The organism is Cellulomonas hominis, from assembly GCF_901521055.1.
Taxonomy (GTDB): domain Bacteria; phylum Actinomycetota; class Actinomycetes; order Actinomycetales; family Cellulomonadaceae; genus Cellulomonas; species Cellulomonas endometrii.
The window spans coordinates 1-18,621 of the sequence record NZ_CABEGA010000046.1 but is presented as its reverse complement, the minus strand read 5'-3'; the positions used below and the strand labels follow the sequence as shown (position 1 = coordinate 18,621).

General features: G+C 75.6%; 17 protein-coding genes and 1 pseudogene. 10 read left to right on the top strand and 8 right to left on the bottom strand.

The features are described 5' to 3' along the window. Positions 1–41: 41 nt before the first annotated feature. Positions 42–686, top strand: coding sequence for a hypothetical protein (locus tag KJP73_RS12770; protein ID WP_213283245.1), 645 nt, complete (start codon positions 42–44; stop codon positions 684–686). A 115-nt stretch (positions 687–801) separates the two neighbouring features. After that, on the top strand, positions 802–1,569 hold the full coding sequence (locus KJP73_RS12765; protein ID WP_213283244.1) for a YcnI family copper-binding membrane protein: 768 nt from the start codon (positions 802–804) through the stop codon (positions 1,567–1,569). Positions 1,570–1,636: 67 nt separating this feature from the next. Here the strand turns inward: KJP73_RS12765 and KJP73_RS12760 are convergent, their stop codons facing one another. Further along, entirely contained in the window at positions 1,637–1,843 is a 207-nt protein-coding gene (locus tag KJP73_RS12760) for a hypothetical protein (protein WP_213283243.1), read from the bottom strand. A gap of 72 nt (positions 1,844–1,915) precedes the next feature. Here KJP73_RS12760 and KJP73_RS12755 point away from each other — a divergent pair, with 72 nt between their 5' ends. Further along, positions 1,916–2,395, top strand: a complete 480-nt coding sequence (locus tag KJP73_RS12755) for a MarR family winged helix-turn-helix transcriptional regulator (RefSeq protein WP_213283242.1) — start codon at positions 1,916–1,918, stop codon at positions 2,393–2,395. A gap of 74 nt (positions 2,396–2,469) precedes the next feature. Here the strand turns inward: KJP73_RS12755 and KJP73_RS12750 are convergent, their stop codons facing one another. Then, entirely contained in the window at positions 2,470–3,027 is a 558-nt protein-coding gene (locus tag KJP73_RS12750) for a MarR family winged helix-turn-helix transcriptional regulator (RefSeq protein WP_213283241.1), read from the bottom strand. An 87-nt stretch (positions 3,028–3,114) separates the two neighbouring features. On the opposite strand from KJP73_RS12750, the gene KJP73_RS12745 reads away from it, so the two are divergent. The 4 genes from KJP73_RS12745 (at position 3,115) to KJP73_RS19540 (ending at position 8,844) form a co-directional block, all read left to right on the top strand. Further along, positions 3,115–4,041, top strand: a complete 927-nt coding sequence (locus KJP73_RS12745) for an LLM class flavin-dependent oxidoreductase (RefSeq protein ID WP_213283240.1) — start codon at positions 3,115–3,117, stop codon at positions 4,039–4,041. After that, positions 4,038–6,269, top strand: coding sequence for an LLM class flavin-dependent oxidoreductase (locus KJP73_RS12740; protein ID WP_249669357.1), 2,232 nt, complete (start codon positions 4,038–4,040; stop codon positions 6,267–6,269). The genes KJP73_RS12745 and KJP73_RS12740 overlap by 4 nt, the downstream gene beginning before the upstream one ends. 165 nt (positions 6,270–6,434) lie before the next feature. Then, entirely contained in the window at positions 6,435–6,605 is a 171-nt protein-coding gene (locus tag KJP73_RS12735) for a hypothetical protein (protein WP_213283239.1), read from the top strand. A 190-nt stretch (positions 6,606–6,795) separates the two neighbouring features. Beyond that, positions 6,796–8,844, top strand: a complete 2,049-nt coding sequence (locus tag KJP73_RS19540) for a SpaA isopeptide-forming pilin-related protein (protein WP_213283238.1) — start codon at positions 6,796–6,798, stop codon at positions 8,842–8,844. On the opposite strand, the gene KJP73_RS12725 is transcribed toward KJP73_RS19540, so the two are convergent. Then, on the bottom strand, positions 8,841–9,008 hold the full coding sequence (locus KJP73_RS12725) for a hypothetical protein (protein ID WP_213283237.1): 168 nt from the start codon (positions 9,006–9,008) through the stop codon (positions 8,841–8,843). The genes KJP73_RS19540 and KJP73_RS12725 overlap by 4 nt on opposite strands. A gap of 106 nt (positions 9,009–9,114) precedes the next feature. Beyond that, entirely contained in the window at positions 9,115–10,749 is a 1,635-nt protein-coding gene (locus KJP73_RS12720; RefSeq protein WP_213283236.1) for an FAD-binding protein, read from the bottom strand. A 74-nt stretch (positions 10,750–10,823) separates the two neighbouring features. On the opposite strand from KJP73_RS12720, the pseudogene KJP73_RS19725 reads away from it, so the two are divergent. Next, a pseudogene (locus tag KJP73_RS19725) lies at positions 10,824–11,270 on the top strand (hypothetical protein); the annotation flags it as partial. A 336-nt stretch (positions 11,271–11,606) separates the two neighbouring features. On the opposite strand, the gene KJP73_RS12715 reads toward KJP73_RS19725, so the two are convergent. From KJP73_RS12715 to KJP73_RS12700, 4 genes are read right to left on the bottom strand one after another with little or no spacing between them, the layout of a single operon-like run. Beyond that, positions 11,607–12,200: a TetR/AcrR family transcriptional regulator gene (locus tag KJP73_RS12715; protein ID WP_213283235.1), complete on the bottom strand. Its 594-nt coding sequence runs from the start codon at positions 12,198–12,200 to the stop codon at positions 11,607–11,609. Between the two features lie 40 nt (positions 12,201–12,240). After that, the gene (locus tag KJP73_RS12710; protein WP_433995176.1) at positions 12,241–13,089 is read right to left on the bottom strand and encodes a CPBP family glutamic-type intramembrane protease; all 849 of its coding nucleotides are present in this window, start codon (positions 13,087–13,089) and stop codon (positions 12,241–12,243) included. A gap of 25 nt (positions 13,090–13,114) precedes the next feature. After that, positions 13,115–14,398, bottom strand: coding sequence for an MFS transporter (locus KJP73_RS12705; protein ID WP_249669356.1), 1,284 nt, complete (start codon positions 14,396–14,398; stop codon positions 13,115–13,117). A 23-nt stretch (positions 14,399–14,421) separates the two neighbouring features. After that, complete coding sequence (locus KJP73_RS12700) at positions 14,422–15,093, bottom strand: hypothetical protein (RefSeq protein ID WP_213283234.1); 672 nt, start codon at positions 15,091–15,093, stop codon at positions 14,422–14,424. 115 nt (positions 15,094–15,208) lie between these two features. On the opposite strand from KJP73_RS12700, the gene KJP73_RS12695 reads away from it, so the two are divergent. Both KJP73_RS12695 and KJP73_RS12690 read left to right on the top strand, forming a co-directional pair. Beyond that, on the top strand, positions 15,209–16,378 hold the full coding sequence (locus tag KJP73_RS12695) for a HupE/UreJ family protein (protein ID WP_249669355.1): 1,170 nt from the start codon (positions 15,209–15,211) through the stop codon (positions 16,376–16,378). Between the two features lie 157 nt (positions 16,379–16,535). Beyond that, positions 16,536–18,518 (top strand): purple acid phosphatase family protein, encoded by a 1,983-nt coding sequence (locus KJP73_RS12690; protein WP_213283232.1) that lies wholly within the window; start codon positions 16,536–16,538, stop codon positions 18,516–18,518. The last annotated feature ends 103 nt before the right edge of the window (positions 18,519–18,621 follow it).

The window sequence follows — 18,621 nt, the reverse complement described above, 5'->3', positions numbered from 1 at the left end:
CACCAGGACCTTCGTCCTCCTGATGCCGTACCGTCGGCGCCGTGGATCCGGCCCCCCTGCAGCGCGCGCTCGTCGCGGCGCGGCTGGTGGCGGTCGGGGTCACGGTGCTCGGCCTCGGGTCGGGCGCGCACGTGCTGGGCGGGGGAGCGGCGCCGTCCGCCGGCGTCGTCGCCCTGGTCGCCGCGCTGGTGCTCCTGCTCGCCGCGGCGGTCGCGCGCCGGCCGCTGAGCCGGCCCGTCCTGCTGCCCGTGGCGCTCGCCGGTCAGCTCGGGGTGCACGCGGCGCTCTCCTGGCTCGGTCGGCCGGTTGCGGGCTCGCCGGTCACGGGCGGGGCGCCGGCGCTCGCGGGCCACGCCGCGCACGCCTCCGACGCCGCCGGTGTCGTCCCGGCGGTCGCCGCCTCGCACGCGCACCCCGACGACGCGCTGATGCTCGCCGCCCACGCCGTCGCGGTGGTGGTCGCGGTGCTGCTGCTCGTCGCGACCGAGCGCGGGGTGCTCGACCTCGCCCGCCGGTGGTCCGCGGTGCTGCCCGCGCTGCTCGGCAGCGTGGCCGGCCCGGTCGGGACGCGCTCCCGCCCGGTCCTCCCGGAGGTGCCCGCGCTGCGTCGCCTCCCGGTGCAGCGCGGCGGGGTCGGGCGGCGCGGTCCGCCGGTGGTGCTGCGCCCCCGCGCGACCGCCGCCTGAGCACGCACGCCCCTGAGCGGGTGCGCCAGGGCGACGGCCGCGCCGTCACCCCCGTCCCGGCGAGGCCGCTCGGCCGCCGGCGGGACGCCCCTGTCGCACACCCGGAGGAACCCCCATGTCCGCAACCCCGCAGCACCCCCGCACCCTCGCCCGCGCCGCCGCGCGCACGGTCGCCGGCACCGTCGCGGCCACCACGCTCGCCGCCGCCCTCGTCCTGGGCTCGGCCGCCGGCGCCTCCGCCCACGTCCGGGTGGTCCCCGAGGCCACCGCAGCCGGCGGCTGGACCGTGCTCACGTTCCGCGTGCCGAACGAGTCGCCGACGGCGAGCACCACGCAGGTGTCCGTCGACCTGCCCACCGGCACCCCGCTGACCTCGGTGTCGACCCGGCCGGTGCCCGGCTGGACGGCTGTGGTCGAGGACGGCGAGCTGCCCGAGCCGGTCGAGGTGGACGGCGCCACGATCACGCAGGCCCCCGTCCGCGTGGTCTGGACGGCCGACGGCGACGGCATCGGCGACGGCGAGTTCGAGGAGTTCGCGCTGTCGGTCGGCCCGCTGCCGGAAGCCGGCACGGACGTCGTCCTGCCCGCGCACCAGACGTACTCGGACGGCGAGGTCGTCGACTGGGACGAGGTCGCCGGGGGCGACGCCGAGCCGGAGCACCCGGCGCCCGCGTTCACGACCACCGAGGCCGCTGCGGACGGGCACGGCGCGACGGGCGACGCCGAGCACGAGGACGACGGCGCCGCCACCGGCGACACCACGGACGGCTCGTCCAGCGCCCTGCCGGCCGTGCTGGGTGCGCTGGGCCTCGCCGCCGGGGTCGTCGCGCTCGTCGTCGCCCTGCTGGCCTGGCGCCGGTCGGGGACGCCGACCGGCCGCTGACCGCGGCACCCACGACGACGCCCCCGGACCCGTGGGCCCGGGGGCGTCGTCGTGACCGACGGCGGGCTCAGCCCTCGACGGCGCGCTCCACGAGGTAGGAGGAGCCGTCCGCGCCGACGACCCGCACGAACTCCGTGCGCAGGGCGCGGTCGCGCTCCTTGTCGGCCTCGGCGACCTCGCGGTCGGGGGCCAGCGGGTCGCCGACCTGCGCCGGGCCGAAGACGCTGAGCAGCGCCGCCTCGCGACGGTCGCCCGCCCTGCCGATCGTGCCCATGCCGCACCCCTCCACCGATGATGAGTGCACTGATCATACGTGCACGTACGATCCGCCGCTACGATCGACGTCGTGACTACCGCGACCACGCCCGACGCCGTCGACGCCGCCGACCCCCTGGCCGTCGAGGCCCAGGTCTGCCTCGCGGTGTCCGCGGCGTCCCGCGCGCTGGTCGCGTTCTACAAGCCGCTGCTCGAGCCGCTCGGGCTCACCCACCCGCAGTACCTCGCGATGCTGGCGCTCTGGCAGCACGGGGACCTCACGCTCAAGGCGCTGGCCGAGCTGCTGCACCTGGAGCCCGCCACCACGTCGCCGCTCGTCCGCCGGCTGGAGGCCCTGGGGCTCGTGAGCCGCGACCGCAGCGGCGCCGACGAGCGGGCCCTGGCCATCCGGGTCACCGACCGCGGCCGGGCGATGCGGGAGCAGGCCGTCGGGATCCCCGCCTCCATGCTGGCCGGGCTGCGGCTGGACCTCGACCAGGTGGCGCAGGTCCGCGAGGCCGCGCACCTGCTGCTCGCGGCGTGCGAGTCCGCGGAGTCCGCCCGCGCCTGACGCCTCGCCCCCTGCCGCGCGCCAACCGAGGTCGAGCGTCTCCCGCCGAGCGGCGCGCTGGAGCTCTCGACGCGTCAGCGGGAGAGGGCGTCCTCCACGAGCACGCAGGGGTCGCCGCCGGTGTGCTCGTCGCGGTACTCGCACGCCGCGCGGCGCAGCAGGACGCCCACGGTGCGCCGGTCGGCGGGGTCGAGCGCGGCGAACACCGCGTCCTCCGCGGCGCCCACCCGGTGCTCCAGGTCGCCGAGCAGCGCGTCGGTCCCCTCGGTGGGCACGACGCGGCGCTGCCGCCGGTCGATCTCGGCGACCCGGCGCGCGACCAGCCCGGCGCGCTCCAGGTCGTCGAGCAGGTAGGTCATGACGGTCCGGTCGATGCCGAGGCTCGCGGCGAGCGCGGCCTGGCTGGGGTGCGCCCCGCGGACCACCTCGCGCAGCACCAGGTAGCCGCGGAACCCGTGCGGCACGCCCTCGACGGCCGACGTCAGCGCCCGCTCGTACGCCCGGAGCAGCACGCCGAGGGACCAGCCGAGGTCCGACGCGGGCTCGGAGCCGGGCTCGGAGCCGGGCCCGGGCCCGGACGCGAGCCGGGGCGCGGCGTCCCCGGTCGCGGTGTCGTGGCGCGTGACGCTCATGCGCCCGATGCTACGCCGCTCGCGTGGTTGAGCCAATCATCTGTGGGGCATACGATCTCCTGGACCACTCGATGCGAAGAGGTGCACATGACCGACTACGGCCACGACCTGCTGTTCGGGTCGTTCATCACGCCGAGCAACGCGGCGCCCGAGCGCGTGGTCGCGCTCGCGCAGCTCTCCGAGCAGGCGGGCCTGGACCTCGTGACGTTCCAGGACCACCCGTACCAGCCGTCGTTCCTGGACACCTGGACCCTGCTGTCCTGGGTCGCCGCCCGCACGGAGCGCATCCGCCTCGCGCCGGACGTCGCGAACCTGCCGCTGCGCCCGCCCGCCGTGCTCGCGCGGTCGGTCGCCAGCCTGGACCTGCTGTCCGGCGGCCGCGTCGAGCTCGGGCTCGGCTCCGGCGCGTTCTGGGACGCGATCGAGGCCATGGGCGGCACGCGGCTCACCCCCGGCCAGGGGGTCGACGCGCTGAGCGAGGCCATCGACGTGATCCGCGCGCTCTGGGACACCAGCGAGCGGTCGCGCGTGGACCTGCCGGGGAAGCACTGGTCGGCGGTCGGGGCGAAGCGGGGGCCCGCGCCGGCGCACCCCGTCGGCATCTGGGTCGGTGCGTACAAGCCGCGGATGCTGCGGCTCACCGGCGAGAAGGGCGACGGCTGGCTGCCGTCCCTGTCCTACCTCGGCGGCGTGGGGGACCTCGACGACGCCAACGCGCGGATCGACGACGCCGCCGCCGGTGCGGGCCGCGAGCCCGGGGCCGTGCGCCGGCTGCTGAACGTCGGCGGGCAGCTGACCTCCCGCCCGACGGGTTCGCTGCTGGCCGGCCCGCCCGAGCAGTGGGTCGAGGAGCTCGCGACCCTGGCGCTCGAGCACGGGACGAGCGGCTTCATCGTCACCGGGGACGACCCGACGGTGCTCGCGACCGTCGGCCAGGAGATCGCCCCCGCCGTGCGGGAGCTGGTCGCCGCGGAGCGCACGTCCCGCGGCACGAGCACGGGGCTCCCGGCGTGAGCGGGGACCTGGGGCACCCGCTGCAGGTCGGCGTCGAGCTGCCCGTCGACCCGGCGGCCCCCGACGCCGCGGTGCGGACGGCCCGGCACGCCGAGCGGCTCGGGCTCGACCTCGTCGTCGTCCCGGACGCGCCCGGCGGGCTCGACGCGTGGACCGTGCTCGGCTGGGTCGCGGCGAGCACGGAGACCGTGGGCCTCATGACGCGCGACCTCCGGCTGGCCGACCGCCCGCCGGCTGTGCTGGCCCGCGCCGTCGCGAGCCTGGACCACCTCGCCTCCGGCCGGGTCGCGCTGGGCCTGACCCCGGCCGGCGACGCGGAAGCGCTGGGCGAGGGCGTCGCGGTGCTGCGCGGGATGTGGGACGCCGCCGACCCGCGGCCGCTCGTGCTCGACGGGCGGCACCACCGGGTCGCCGGCGCGCAGCGCGGCCCCGCCCCGGCGCACGAGCTCCCGGTGTGGCTGGGCGGCGCGCCGGGGTCCGACGGCGTCGCGCTGGTTGCGCGGACGGCGGACGGCTGGTGGCTCACGCCGCCGGGCGGCACGGACGCGGCCCGGCTGACCGCGGAGCTGCACGAGGGGCTGCACGAGGAGCAGGACGCCCTGGACGCGGCGCTGGCCGCCGCCGGCCGCGACCCCCGCGAGGTCCGCCGCGGCCTCGTGCTCGACGCCGCAGCCCTCGACTCCGCCGCCCTTGACTCCGCAGCGGCCGACGCCGAGGCCCTGGCCGCGCTGGTCGTCGACGCGGGTGTCGGCACGCTCGTGCTGGCCGGCGCGGACGAGGCGGCGCTGGAGCGGTTCGCCGCCGACGTCCTGCCGCTGCTGCGCGCCCGCGTGGCGAACGAGCGGGCCGCCCGCGGCACGGTCGTCGGCACGGTGCGGAGCGCCGCCGTGCTCGCGGCCCGCCGCCCGGGCATCGACTACGCCGCGGTCCCCGAGGCGCTCGCAGGCTCCGCGGTGGAGCCGGGCGACGTCGGGTACGCGGCCGTGCGGTCCACGTACATGCGCGGCGGCCGTCCGGGGCTCGTCCTGCGGCCGGACAGCACGGCGGAGGTCGTCGCGGCGCTGGCGTTCGCCCGGGGGCAGGACGTGCCGCTCGCCATCCGCAGCGGCGGGCACGGCATCAGCGGCCGGTCGACCAACGACGGCGGCATCGTCGTCGACCTCGGCCGGATGAACGCGATCGAGGTGCTGGACGTCGCGACCCGGCGGGTCCGGATCGAGCCCGGTGCGCGGTGGGGCGAGGTCGCGGAGGCCCTGCAGCCGTACGGCTGGGCGCTCACCTCCGGCGACTACGGCGGCGTGGGTGTCGGCGGGCTGGCGACGGCCGGCGGCATCGGGTTCCTCGTGCGGGAGCACGGGCTGACGCTCGACCACCTGCGCGCGGCGGAGGTGGTGCTGGCGGACGGCTCGGTGGTGCGGGCCAGCGAGGACGAGAACCCCGACCTGTTCTGGGGCGTGCGCGGGGCCGGAGCCAACCTGGGCGTCGTCACGTCGTTCGAGTTCGAGGTGGACGAGGTCGGCGACGTCGGGTTCGCGCAGCTCGTGTTCGACGCGACCGACACCGAGCAGTTCCTGGTCGACTGGGGCGCCACGGTGGAGGCCGCGCCGCGCGACACGACGGCGTTCCTCATCATGGGCCCGCCGCGCGGCGGGCGGGTCGTCGCCCAGGTCATGGCGATGGTCGACTCCGACGACCCGGACACGATCATCGAGCGCCTCCAGCCGTTCGCGCTGATCGCGCCGCTCCTGCAGCAGCAGGTGCAGGTGGTCCCGTACAGCGCGGTGGTGTCCACCCCGGCGCACCACACCTCCGACGGCGAGCCGGTCACGCGGACGGGGATGGCCGAGCACCTGACGCCCGCGCTCGCCGCCGACGCCGCCCGGCTGGTCCGCAGCGGGGTCACGCCGTTCTTCCAGATCCGTGCGGCCGGCGGTGCCGTGCACGACGTGCCCGCCGACGCCACGGCGTACGCGCACCGGTCGGCGAGCTTCAGCGTGCTCGCGATGGGCAGCAGCCGCCGGCGGCTCGACGCGGTGTGGGACGCGATGGCCCACCACTTCGACGGGCTGTACGTGTCGTTCGAGACGGACCCCCGGCCGGAACGGGTCGCCGAGGCCTTCCCCGGGCCGACCCTGCAGCGGCTCCGCGACCTGAAGCGCCGGTACGACCCGCACGACGTGTTCCGGCACAACTTCTCGGTCGCCGAGCCGCCCGCCGTGGTCGTGTAGTCCGTCCGGAGGCGGAGGCACGGCGCCGGAAGGACCACGGACGGGGCCCGGCGTACGCCCTGCGTCGTACCCGAAGATACGGCCGGCGGCCGATCCGCTCGCGGGGGTCGGTCCGCGACGATGGACGAGTCAGCACGCACGGACCCCGGAGCAGCAGGAGCAGTCATGTCGTCGCAGGTGTGGATCGTCGTCGCAGGCCTCGTGGCCGTGATCGTCGTCGTCGGCCTCGGCGACCTGGTGCAGCGCGCACGGGAGTACCGCAGCGAGGCCCGCAGCTCCCGTCCGGCGGAGACGCTGGCCGGGTCGTCGCGCGAGCCGCTCGCCGCGCGGCGCTGAACGCGGCGGACGCCCGCACCCGGAGGGGGGTGCGGGCGTCCGTGCGCGCCTGCCGGGCCCCTGCGTAGGTGGTGGCTCGGTCGCTGAGTGCCCGGACCCGCGGGGTAGGAAGTGACGTCGCGTGAGGGGAATGTGGCGCGCCCGCCGGGCGCGCGGCGCTCGCGGCCTTGCACGCGGTGGAGGCACGTCGGTGAGGGTTGTGAGAAACGCGGTGCGGGTGCTGGTCGCCTGCTGGGCGACGTCGGCGGCGGTGGCCGGACTCGGCGTCGTCGGGGCCGTGCCGGCATCCGCTGCGGAGAACGACGGGCTGTCGGTGACGGTCACGCCGGCGGAGGTGACGACCGGCTCGACCACCGGCTTCACCATCGGGGTGACCGACACGAACGTGTCCGGAGCGGTGTTCGACCAGTACCGCGTCTACGGGCTCGCGACCGGGTGGCAGGTGTACGAGGGCGACGCGCAAGCGGCGCCCACGTCCCCCGACCCGATCATCTTCGAGGTGAGCGCGGCGGCCGTGCAGCAGGGGCTCGTCCGGATCGTGCCGCCGGCGGCGTTCGCCGGGACGCTTCCGGGCGTGCGCGTCGCGCGGGTCAGCGCCTCGCCGAACCTGGTGACCGACTTCGACCACGGGACGTTCGACCACCTCGGGGTGGCGAGGCCGACGCTCCCGGCCGGCACCTCGGCCTACGCGTACCACAACCCGACGACGCTGATCTCGAACAGCACGACGTGCCAGTCGGCCCAGTACGGTCCGTGCGACGGTCAGTACAGCATCTGGCCCACGGCGCGGATGACGGGGCCGCTGCAGAACTTCAACAACCGGTGGGCCGATCTGCGCAGCAGGGGCGGCTCCGTCATGTCCAGCCCGTCGACCACGGAGCTCTGCCGCGAACCGATGGCGCCGTGGACCGCCGCCACCGAGCAGGTGACCGACACGGGCGCCCAGATGTTCGGCAAGATCCTGGTCGTCAACGGCAGCACGACGATGCCGGTCCCGAACGACCTCGTGACGACGACGGTCACCGGCCTGGAGCCGAACAGCCTCTACACCTTCTCCGGGTCCCTGGCGAACGCCTCGTACGACACGGGGTACACCCTGCCGGTGCGCTCGGGGTTCTACCTCACCGGCGCCTCGCCGACCGGCACGCTGGTCGGGTCCACCCAGCCGATGCCCGTCCAGCCCGGCTGCACCACGGGCTCGACACGCTGGACCCGCCTCACGTCGGCGTTCGACACGGGCGCCTCCACGAGCATCACGATCGCCCTGCGCAACTTCGCGGGCGGCGGCCGGGGCAACGACCTGGTCGTCGACGACCTCACGCTGTACCCGATGGCGGCCGACACGCTGGACCTGACGGTGCGCGCACCGGTCGCCGGGTTCACCGTGTCGAAGACGGCGTCGGTGGCCTCGGTGCACCCCGGTGACACCGTCGAGTACGCGGTCCAGGTGACCAACGCGGGCGACGTCGCGTACACCGAGGAGGCGCCGGCGTCGTTCACCGACGACCTCTCGGGGGTGCTGGACGACGCGACGGTGGTGCCGGGCAGCGCCTCCCCGGGCGTGGTGGTCTCCGGGGGCACCGCCACCTGGTCGGGCGCGCTCCCGGTCGGCGGCGCGGTGACCGTGCGGTACGCGGTGCGGGTGGACGACCCGGTGCTCGGGGACCGCGTCCTGCGCAACACCGTCCTGCCGTCCGCGCCGGGCGGGACGTGCGACGAGGTGGTCGGGTGCTCGACGCAGACCCCGGTGGAGCAGGTGACGGTGCAGGTCGCCAAGGAGGGCGAGAGCAGCACGGGGGAGGTCGTCCGGATGGCGGGCTCGGCGTTCGAGCTGCTCGCCGACCACGACGGCGTCCCGGGCGACGTGCTGCCGGCGGCCGGGGGTGCCGAGACGGCGACGGGCCTGTTCGAGTTCACGGTCGCGCCGGGCACCTACTGGGTGCGCGAGACGGTCGCCCCGAGGGGCTTCGCCCTGCTCGCCCAGCCCGTGCGCTTCACCGTGGCGGCGGACGGCGTGGTGACGCTGGACGGCACCGCCGCCCAGGTCACGGCGGACGGGAGCACGATCACCGTGCGCGACGTCCCGAGCTTCGCGCTGCCCGTCACGGGCGGCCCCGGGACGGCGTCCGTCTACGCGGCGGGCGCCCTGCTGGTCGCGGTACCGCTCGCCGGCCGCGCGTGGTGGAGCAGGCGGCAGGCCCGGGGCGTCGACGGGTACCCCGGGCGGCGGACGTCCTAGTCGTCGAGGCCGAGCCGCTCGGCGGCGCGGCGCTCCAGGTCGTCGATCTGCTGCGCGTCGCCGCCGCCCGACTTCTTCGCGGCGGTGTCGGCGACCGGCTCGATGCCGCTCGGGTGGTCGGTGGTGCCGCCCGTGGCGCTGTCGGTCGTGCGGTCGTCGCTCATGTGTGCGGTCCTCTCGTCGCGGGTGCGCGTCGTCCTCAGTCTCGGGCGGACGACGCGCCCCCGCGACCGCTCGGGGCCGTCGGCTCAGGTGGTGCTCAGGCGGCGCTCACGCCCGCGCCATGCGCCGCGCCGCCCGCATCCCGAACACGGCGGCCGGCCCGATGGTCGACCCGGGACCCGGGTACGTGCGGCCCATGACGGACGCCGAGCTGTTCCCCGCGGAGTACAGGCCGGCGATCACCGTGCCGTCCTCGCGCAGCGCCCGCCCGTCGGCGTCGGTGAGCACGCCGCCCTTGGTGCCCAGGTCCCCGATGACCACCTGGAACGCCGTGAACGGCCCCCGCTCGATCGGTCCGAGGTTGGGGTTCGGGTGCACCGTCGGGTCGCCGTAGTACCGGTCGTACGCGGAGTTCCCGCGGCCGAAGTCGCCGTCGACCCCCGACCGGGCGAAGCCGTTGAACCGCTGGATCGTCGCCCGGAACCGCGTGGGGTCGACCCCGGTCCGGCGCCCGAGCTCCTCGAGCGTCCCGGCCTTCACGTAGGTGCCGGCCTCGGCCATCGCCGTGAGGGCCCGCGGGTCGAGCGCGTAGTTGCGCAGGTAGCGCCGGGCGTGCCGCGCGTCGGCCACCAGCCAGTAGGGGCCGTCCGGGTCGTGCGCCAGCATGTGGTGCCCGAGGTCGACGTAGGACTCCGACTCGTTCGCGAACCGGTCGCCGCGGGCGTCGACCAGGATCGAGTACGGCAGCGACCGCTCGCCGACCAGGAACGCGGGCCCGCCGCCGGGCGGCGCGGCGACCGAGGCGCCCCACCACGCGTCGTCCATCAGCTCGACGGCCGCGCCGACGGACTGGGCGATCTCGATCGGCAGCCCGAGGTTGCCGGGGCTGCCCGAGGGGTCGCCGTCGATGCCGTGGTGCTTCTGCCGCCAGGCGGTGTTGTGGTCGAAGCCGCCGCCGGCGAGCATCACGCCCCGGCGTGCCCGGACGGTCACCGGCCGGCCCTCGCGCGTGACCCGGACGCCGACGACGCGGTCGCCCTCCAGCACCAGCGACTCCAGCGGGCTCTCGAGCCACAGCGGCGCGCCCTGCTTCTGCACGACCGCGTCGAGGAACGAGGTCGCGAGCGCCGCCCCGATCCCGGCGAGCCGCTGGCCGCGGGCGACCGCCCCGAGCGCGCGGAACACGAGCTGCGCGCCGCGCACGAAGCCGCCGGGCGTCGACCAGGCCCGCTCCAGCAGCCACATGTCGTCGGTCTTGATCGGCAGCGGCACGGCGGCGCGGCAGGAGGCCCACCAGTCGCCGATCACCTTGGTGTCGACCGGCCGGTGCTCCACCGACCGGCCGATCTTCCCGCCGGGCAGCTCCGGGTAGTAGTCGGGGTAGTCGGTGGCGCGGGTGAAGACCATGCCGTACCGCTCGGCGGTGGTGACGAAGTCGCCGACCCCGTCGACGAAGGCCTCCTTGCGCTCGCGGGACGAGGCGCGGCCGACGTCGCCGATCGACGCCTCCATGTAGGTGAGCGCCTCGTCGCGGGAGTCGCCCACGCCGTCGCGGCGCATCAGCGGGTTGTCCGGGAGCCACAGGCCGCCGCCGGACATGGCGGTGCTGCCGCCCCACTTGTCGGTGCTCTCCAGCAGCAGCACGCTCAGGCCCTCGTCGACGGCACCGAGGGCGGTCGCGAACCCCGCGCCCCCCGTGCCGACCACGACGACGTCGTAGGTGTGGTCGAAGACCTCGGGCATCTGTCCTCCAGCGCGCGATACGGACACCGGTGTCCGGTTGTGCCTCAGCATGCGCCCGCCGTGGTCCGAAGGCAATGGCCGCCGGGTCGGAGTGCGGCGGGAGTCAGCCTTCCGGGCGACCCGTCCCGCGCCGGCGTCCCCCTGCGGTCGCTGCCGTACCGCGGTCGCCGTACGCGGAGTCCCTCCCGGAGGATGACGACCGGTGCGAGGCGGGTGGGCAGGCTGGACGCATGACGCCGGACCGGCCGGCGGGCACCCGAGGAGGAGCCGTGCCCCGCACGCCCACGCCCGTCCCGGACGGCGTCCCCGTCGCCCCGGACGTGCGCCTGGCCGCCGCCCTGCACTCCGCCGGGGTGCGCGCCGGCCACCGCGTCTCCCTGCTCGTCGACCCGGGCCCCGTGCGCGGCGCCGTGGTCGCCGCCGCGTTCCGCCTCGGTGCCGTCCTGGTCGCCGCGAGCCCCGAGCTCGGCGAGCGGGCGGCGGCCGACGCGCACGCCGCGGCCGAGCCGGACGTGGTCGTCGCCGACCGGCGCGGGCAGCGCGTGGCGCGGCGGCTGCGGACTCCGTTCCTGCGGGTGGTGACCGAGCGCCGGCGCCTGGCCGTGGGCGGCACCGTGCCCGTGCACGACCTGGTCACCCGTCACCTGCTGCTGGCGCTGCCCGCGGATCCCGGCCCCGACGGGGACGCGGCGCTGCTGTTCGCCGCCTCCGACGTCCCCGGCGAGGGGCCGCTCGGCGTGCACTGGACGCGGGCGGACCTGACGGCGCTCGCCACGTCCGCCGCGGGGTCCGTGACCGCGACCCCTCACCGGGGACCCCGCGCCGCGACCGCCGCCCTCGCGCGCGACCTCGTGGCGTCAGTCGTCGGCGGGCAGCACCAGGGAGGGCTCCGGCAGCTCGTCCGGCGCGTCGAGCAGGATGCCCCGCAGCGCGAGCACCAGGCCCCGGCGGACGGCCGGGCGCGCCCGCGCGGCGTCCTCCACGGCGAGGACGCCCTCGGCCATGGCGAACAGCAGCCGGACGTCGTCGACCGTCACGTCGGGCCGCACCCGGCCGCGCCCGCGCGCGTCGTCGAGCGCACCGGCGAGCAGGGCGGTGGCACGGCGCTCGACCACCGCGAGCCCGGGGTCGGTGGCGTGCGTGGCGTGCACGGCGGCGAACAGCCCGGGCGCGTCGGCCTGCAGGGCGCTGATCTCCGCGACCAGGTGCTCGAGCAGCCGCTCCGGGGGCAGGGCCGCGACGTGCCGCTCGAGGGCCTCGACGCGCGCCGTGTAGACGGCGGCGATCAGGGCGGCGCGGTCCGGGAAGTGCCGGTAGAGCGTGCCCCGGCCGACGCCGGCGCGCTGCGCGACCTGGTCGAGCGGGACCGCGGCCCCGGCCTCCCGGAACACGCCCTCGGCCGCGGCGACGATCCTCGCCCGGTTCCGCACCGCGTCCCGTCGCTCGCCCACCCGGCCGAGGGTAGGGGACGGCCGGGCCGGTCGCGGGCGCTCAGCGGGGTGCGGTGACGAAGACGTCGAGCAGCTCGGGGTTGTGCGCGTGCACCAGCACCCCGAACACGACGAGGTCGAACAGCAGGTGCACCGCGACGACGTAGGTCAGCGACGTGCTCCGCGCGAAGATCCACCCCTGGACCAGCGCGAACGGGACGGTGAGCAGCGGCCCCCACTCCCGGTAGCCGAGCTCCCACAGGAACGACACGAACACGGTCGCCTGCAGGACGTTCGCGGTCCACAGCCCCAGGTGCTGGCGGAGCAGCGCGAACACGGTGCAGACGAAGAACAGCTCGTCCCAGATGCCGACCGCGTTGACCCCGACGAACAGGCGCGCGATCTCCTGCCCGGTCGTGACCTCCGGCCAGTTGCGGTAGGCCCCGGAGCCGATGAAGTAGAACGGCAGGATGAGGTAGCCGGCGACCACGACGACCAGCAGGTACACCAGCTGCGCGCGGCCCCACCGCCGGCCCGTGCGCACCGGGAACCGGATCGCCCGCTGGCCGAAGGCGAACCGGGACAGCGCCCACGGCACGAGCACGGCCAGTGACAGCGCGACCGTGAACCGCGCCATGCCGGCGTCGCTCAGGTCCGCCTCCAGCGAGATGGCCGAGATGATCGCCATCCCGGTCCCGATCAGCGCGAGGTCCCGCCCGAGCGCGCGGTCCACCGCGAGCGCCAGCGCGACGCCCGCGACCAGGGGCAGGTAGCCCGCGGGGCGGACGTGCACCGCGAACAGCAGCACGGCGGAGCCGCAGACCAGCGCGGCGGCGAGCAGGCGCACCGGCGAGCCGATCGCCCACGGCGGGCGGGCGGCCGGCGCAGCGGTCGTGGGCGCGGTCGTCACCCTGCGAACGGTGCCACGGGTCCGGTCAGGCCGCGACCGGCTCGACGACCGGCGCCACGCGGAACCGCGCCACGGTCACGCTGAACACCAGGGGCAGCACCGCGCAGAGCAGCAGCGCCGGACGCAGCCCGCTGCCGTTGTCCCCGGGCAGGAGCCCGGCCACCGGGGCCAGCACGCCGTCGGCCGCGCCCGCGAGCAGGCCCGCGGCCCAGGGGCCGAGGGTGCCGCCCGCGTCGCCGGCCAGCGCCAGCAGCGCGAACATCGCGGCGCCGCCGAGCGGGAACCGGGCGGACGTCAGGGAGAACGTGCCGGGCCACAGCAGGCTGACCGAGAGCCCGCACAGCGCGCACGCCAGCAGGCTCACCGCGGGCGTGCCGGCGGTCGCCGCGACGACGTAGCAGACCGCCGCGGCGGCGCTCGACAGCATCAGCACCCGGTGCAGGGCGACCCGGTGCCCCCACAGCCCGTACGCCACCCGGCCCAGGCCCATCAGCACGGCGAACAGCCCCGGCCCGAGCAGGTCCCCGACCTCCTTGCCGACGCCGGTGCCCTGCTCGGCGAAGAACGACGACCACTGCGACATCGTCAGCTCGGCCGCGCCGCCGGTCATCATCAGCACGAGCGCGGCCAGGAACAGCGGGGTGCCCAGCATCGAGCGGATCGACGTCCGGTGCTCCTCGGGCACCGTCTCGGGCAGCGGCACGCGCAGGAACGCCACCAGGTTCGCCAGCGGGACCAGCGCCCACAGCACCGGCAGGATCGGCCACAGTCCCTGCCCGAGCAGCCCGAGCAGGGCCGTCGTCCCGACCACCACCGCGAGCTGGCCCCAGCAGTAGAACGAGTGCAGCAGGGCCATGCCGGCGGCCTTCTGCTCGAGAGGAGTGGGCAGGTGCTCGACGACCGGGCTGACCAGCACCTCCAGCAGGCCGCCGCCGACGGCGTAGATCACGACCGCGAGGCAGAGCCCCACGAACGGGTCCGCGGTGACGAACGGCAGGACGGCGAGCAGCACCAGGCCGAGCGCGGCGAGCACGTGCGCGAGCACCAGCGGCCGGCGGTAGCCGATCCGGTCCACGGCGCGCATCACGGACAGGTCGGTGAGCAGCTGCACGCCGAAGTTCAGCGCGGCCAGGCCGCCGAGCTGCGCGACGGGGATGTCGAACCGGGTGTGGAACACGATGAACAGCAGCGGCGTCAGGTTGTTGACGACGGCCTGCACGACGTACCCGGCGTAGCTGGCGCGCCGGGTCGCGGCGAAGTCCGGCACGGGGTGGTGCGCGGGCAGGGTCGAGGTGCGTCGTCGGGCCACCGCGCGACCGTACCGGCTCGCGGTCAGTCGACCCAGACGACGATCCCGGTCACGCCGCCGAGCACCGCGCCGACGCCTGCACGCACGGCGGCCGCGCAGCGCTCCGCGGTGAACGTCGCCGGGTCGTACGCCGACGCCGCGCCGTTGCCCTCCCCGCGGAACGAGGCTCCGGTCCAGTCGACGGCCGTCACGTTGGCGGTCGGCTCGGCGATCTCCGCCCCGACGACCAGGAACTGCTGGTCCAGGTGGCTGGCGCTCACCACGGCGAGGGGGTCGACCAGGTCGTTCCCCGCGCTGATGACCAGGTCCGCGCCCATCCCGGCGGCCTCGGCGATGTCCGGCACGAGGTCCGCGGGGGTCTCCGGCTCGAGGGTGCGCAGGTCGACGCCCTCCGCCTCGGCCCAGTCGCGCACCGCGCCGGCGAGGGTCCGCGTCGGCTCGTCGTCGCCGCTGGTCAGCAGGACGACGCGGTAGCCCTCGCGCGGCCCGATCCCGTCCCAGGACCCGGCCTCGGGGACGACCGTCGCCTCGGGGCTGGGCGTCTCGCCGGGGGCGAGGAACCCGGAGGTGAGCTCGCCGACGGCGACGGGGCCGTCGTGGGGGCGGGTCCAGTCGCCGGCGCCGCACCCCGCGAGGAGGACGGCGAGCGCGAGCGCCGGGGACGCGACCACGGCGCGGGCGGGGTGGCGGTGCACGGCACCCTTCCTACCCCACGGCGCCGGGGTCTCCGGCGGCCGGGGAGGGCCGCACGTCGACCGTTCCGCGCGAGTTCGCCCGCGGTGCCCCGTGCGTTCACGCGGGGGCGACAGATTGCCCGGGCCAACCACCGAGGAGTCCGATGCCGCGCCGGCCGCCGCGCACGGGTTCACCTCCGTGGTGTTCGCCGACGCCACCGCGCCCCGGGACGGGGTGGTCCGCTCCGAGCTCGGCCTCGAGTACGACCTGCTCGTCGTGTCGGCGGCCGACGCGCAGGGGGACGACCCGCTGTTCCAGGACGGTACCGCGGCGTTCGACAGCGGGGACCCGGGCGAGCAGGCCGCCGCGCTCGAGGCCCACGCCGGCACCGTGCTGGCGTACGTGGGCGACCGGTACACGGTGACGTCGGCGGGGGAGGGCTGCGCGCCCCGGCAGGCCGGGGAGGTGCGGATCGAGCAGCGCGAGGGCGTGCCGTACGCCTTCCTCACGCTCGACCACACCTGCGCCGCGTCCGACGGTGCGCACGAGATCACCAGCACGCTGTTCGGCGACGACGAGGGCTACGTCACGGGGACCACCACGGTCGTGACGTACGCGCTCGACGCGACGTCGGGGAGCGCCGCGCTGGACGCCGCGCAGCCGTCGTTCTCCACCGAGCAGTCGGGCTGGGAGCGGTTCGCCGAGTTCTTCACCCTCGGCGCCGAGCACCTGCTCCTCGGCCTCGACCACGTCCTGTTCCTGCTGGCGGTGATCGTCGGGTCGCGGCGGCTGCGCGAGATCGTGCTGACCGCGACCGCGTTCACCGTGGCGCACTCGATCACGTTCGTCCTCGCGGCCACCGGGCTCGTGCACGTCTCCGGCGCCGTGGTGGAGCCGGTCATCGCGCTGTCCATCGCCGTGGTCGCCGGCTGGCACCTGTGGCGGATCCGGGACCGCGGCCAGCACGCGGGCGAGCTCGCGCCCGGCACCGGCCGGCTGGGGCTGGACCGGTCCGGCTGGGTGCGCGTCGGCGTCGTGCTCGTGTTCGGGCTCGTGCACGGGCTGGGCTTCGCCGGGGCGCTCGGCATCGACGAGCCGTGGTCGTGGACGCTGCTGTGGTCGCTGCTCGTGTTCAACGTCGGCATCGAGGCCGTGCAGCTGGCGATCATCGCCGTGGTGTTCCCGGTGCTCGCGCTGCTGCGGCGGCGGGTGCCCGGCGTCGCGACGTGGGTCACGGGGACCGTCGCGGCCGGGGTGGCCGTCATGGGGCTGGTCTGGTTCGTGCAGCGCCTGTGGGGCGGCTGAACCCCGGCCAGGTGTTCCGGGGGGTGCCACGCGGCCGATCGGCGGGGTTCACGGGGCGTTTACCTGCGACGTACAGGTTGTCCTTGATCTTCCGGTTCTACCGATTTCTCCGGTTTCTCAGCTTCTCCCACCTCGGATCGAAGAGAACGGACGACGCATGTCCTCCAGCACGAGAGCCCCCCGCGGGCGCGCCCGGCAGCTGTCGGTGCGCCTCACGGCGCTCGCCGTCGGCACCGTCATGGCGGTCGGCGGCATCGCGGCAGCCGCGCCGGCGACCGCCGCCGACACCAGCTACACCGGCATCATCCTCGGCGTCGGCGCCGACGAGACCCAGCGCATGGTCACCTGGTACACCTCGGCCGACACGCAGCAGGTCGTCCAGGTCGCCCCCACCTCCTCGGTGGTGGCCGGCGCGTTCCCCGCCGGCTCGCCGACCTACTCCGCCACCGGCTCGGCGAACATCGCCTCCAGCGGCGGCTTCAACCGGCACGCGACCATCACGGGCCTGAAGGAGCACACCGCGTACTCGTACCGGGTCGGCTCCGAGGGCGCGTGGTCGCAGGCGTACTCCTTCACGACCCAGTCGTTCGAGGGCGAGTACGACTTCCTGTTCCTCGGCGACCCGCAGATCGGCTCGTCGGGCAACGTCGCCAAGGACCAGGCGGGCTGGCAGGACACCCTCGACGTCGCGCTCGCGGCGAACCCGCAGGCGGAGATCCTGGTCTCCGGCGGCGACCAGGTCGAGACGGCCAACACCGAGGCCCAGTGGGACGCGTTCCTCGCTCCCGACCAGCTGCGCCAGTACCCGTTCGGCGCGACGATCGGCAACCACGACGTCGGCGGCAAGGCCTACGAGCAGCACCTGGCCACGCCCAACACCGACCGGTCCGCCGCGCTGTACGCCAACGGCCAGCCGACGTCCAACACCTCGGGCGGCGACTACTGGTACATGTACAAGGACGTGCTGTTCATCGACCTGAACAGCAACTCGTACGCGACCGCCACGGGCGGCGGCGGCGACGCGGCGCACGTCGCCTACGTCACGGACGTGATCGACCAGCACGGCGCGGACGCCAAGTACACGGTCCTCGTCTACCACCACTCGATCTACTCGCCGGCCGACCACGCGCAGGACAACGACAACAAGGTCCGCCGCGTCGACTTCCCGACGGCGTTCTCGAACCTCGGCGTCGACCTGGTGCTCCAGGGCCACGACCACTCGTACTCGCGCAGCTACCTGATCAAGAACGGCGAGAAGACCGACCCGGCCGAGCAGCCCGGTCAGGACGAGGTCTTCGCCGGCCCCGGCGGCGTGCTGTACGTGACGGCCAACTCGGCCTCGGGCTCGAAGTACTACGACATCACCGAGCCCGACAGCAGCGGCACGTCGGGCGCGGGCAACGGGGCGGACCCGCTGAACCCGGACAGCTACTGGTACAACTCGGTCCAGAACCAGGAGCACGTCCGCTCCTACGTCAAGGTGCAGGTCCGCAGCGACAAGCTGGTGGTCGAGGGCATCCGCTCCGGCACGTGCGACGCGCCGAACGCGGCCGTCGAGCTCGGCAAGGTCTCCTGGTGCGGCCCGGACAGCGGCGCCACCGCGGCCCAGCCGGTCGGGTCGGTCGTCGACTCCGTGGTCGTCCACCCGTACCACGGTGACGGGCAGGAGATCCAGGTCGCGGTCCCCGAGGCCGCCCCGGGCGAGTTCGGCTGGACCATCGACGGCCACAACGGCCTGGTGGACCTCGGCACCGCGGTCGACAACGCCGGCGAGTTCTTCGAGGCGACGGGCGCGATCAACCCGATCGCCGTCTCCGACACCCGCCGCTCGCAGGCCCCGTGGTCGATCTCGGCCTCGGTCGGCGACTTCCGGGACGCCGGCAAGACCTTCGACGGCTCGGCCCTCGGCTGGACCCCGAAGGTCGTCGAGGAGGGTGCCGGTGCCCGCGCCGGTGCCCCCGTGGCCTCCGGGTTCGACGGCGGCAACGGCCTGTCGGTCTCGCGGGCGCTCGGTGCGGCCGACCAGGGCCACGAGACCGGCACCGCGAAGCTCGGCGCCGACCTCGACCTGAAGATCCCCGGCGACGTCGAGCAGGGCACGTACCGCGCGACGCTCACCATCACGGCCCTGAGCAGCTGATCGCCCAGGACCACCTCCGGGCGGTGGGGCGGGTGCCGGACGGCGCCCGCCCCACCGCCCGGAGGTGGTCCTGGGCGATCAGCTGCTCAGGGCCGTGATGGTG

Excerpts from the sequence above, each read along its gene's own strand:
- KJP73_RS12765 (WP_213283244.1), top strand. The coding sequence starts at position 802 with ATGTCCGCAACCCCGCAGCACCCCCGCACCCTCGCCCGCGCCGCCGCG.
- KJP73_RS12760 (WP_213283243.1), bottom strand. The coding sequence starts at position 1,843 with ATGGGCACGATCGGCAGGGCGGGCGACCGTCGCGAGGCGGCGCTGCTC.
- KJP73_RS12750 (WP_213283241.1), bottom strand. The coding sequence starts at position 3,027 with ATGAGCGTCACGCGCCACGACACCGCGACCGGGGACGCCGCGCCCCGG.
- KJP73_RS12745 (WP_213283240.1), top strand. The coding sequence starts at position 3,115 with ATGACCGACTACGGCCACGACCTGCTGTTCGGGTCGTTCATCACGCCG.
- KJP73_RS12735 (WP_213283239.1), top strand. The coding sequence starts at position 6,435 with ATGTCGTCGCAGGTGTGGATCGTCGTCGCAGGCCTCGTGGCCGTGATC.
- KJP73_RS12725 (WP_213283237.1), bottom strand. The coding sequence starts at position 9,008 with ATGAGCGACGACCGCACGACCGACAGCGCCACGGGCGGCACCACCGAC.
- KJP73_RS12720 (WP_213283236.1), bottom strand. The coding sequence starts at position 10,749 with ATGCCCGAGGTCTTCGACCACACCTACGACGTCGTCGTGGTCGGCACG.
- KJP73_RS12690 (WP_213283232.1), top strand. The coding sequence starts at position 16,536 with ATGTCCTCCAGCACGAGAGCCCCCCGCGGGCGCGCCCGGCAGCTGTCG.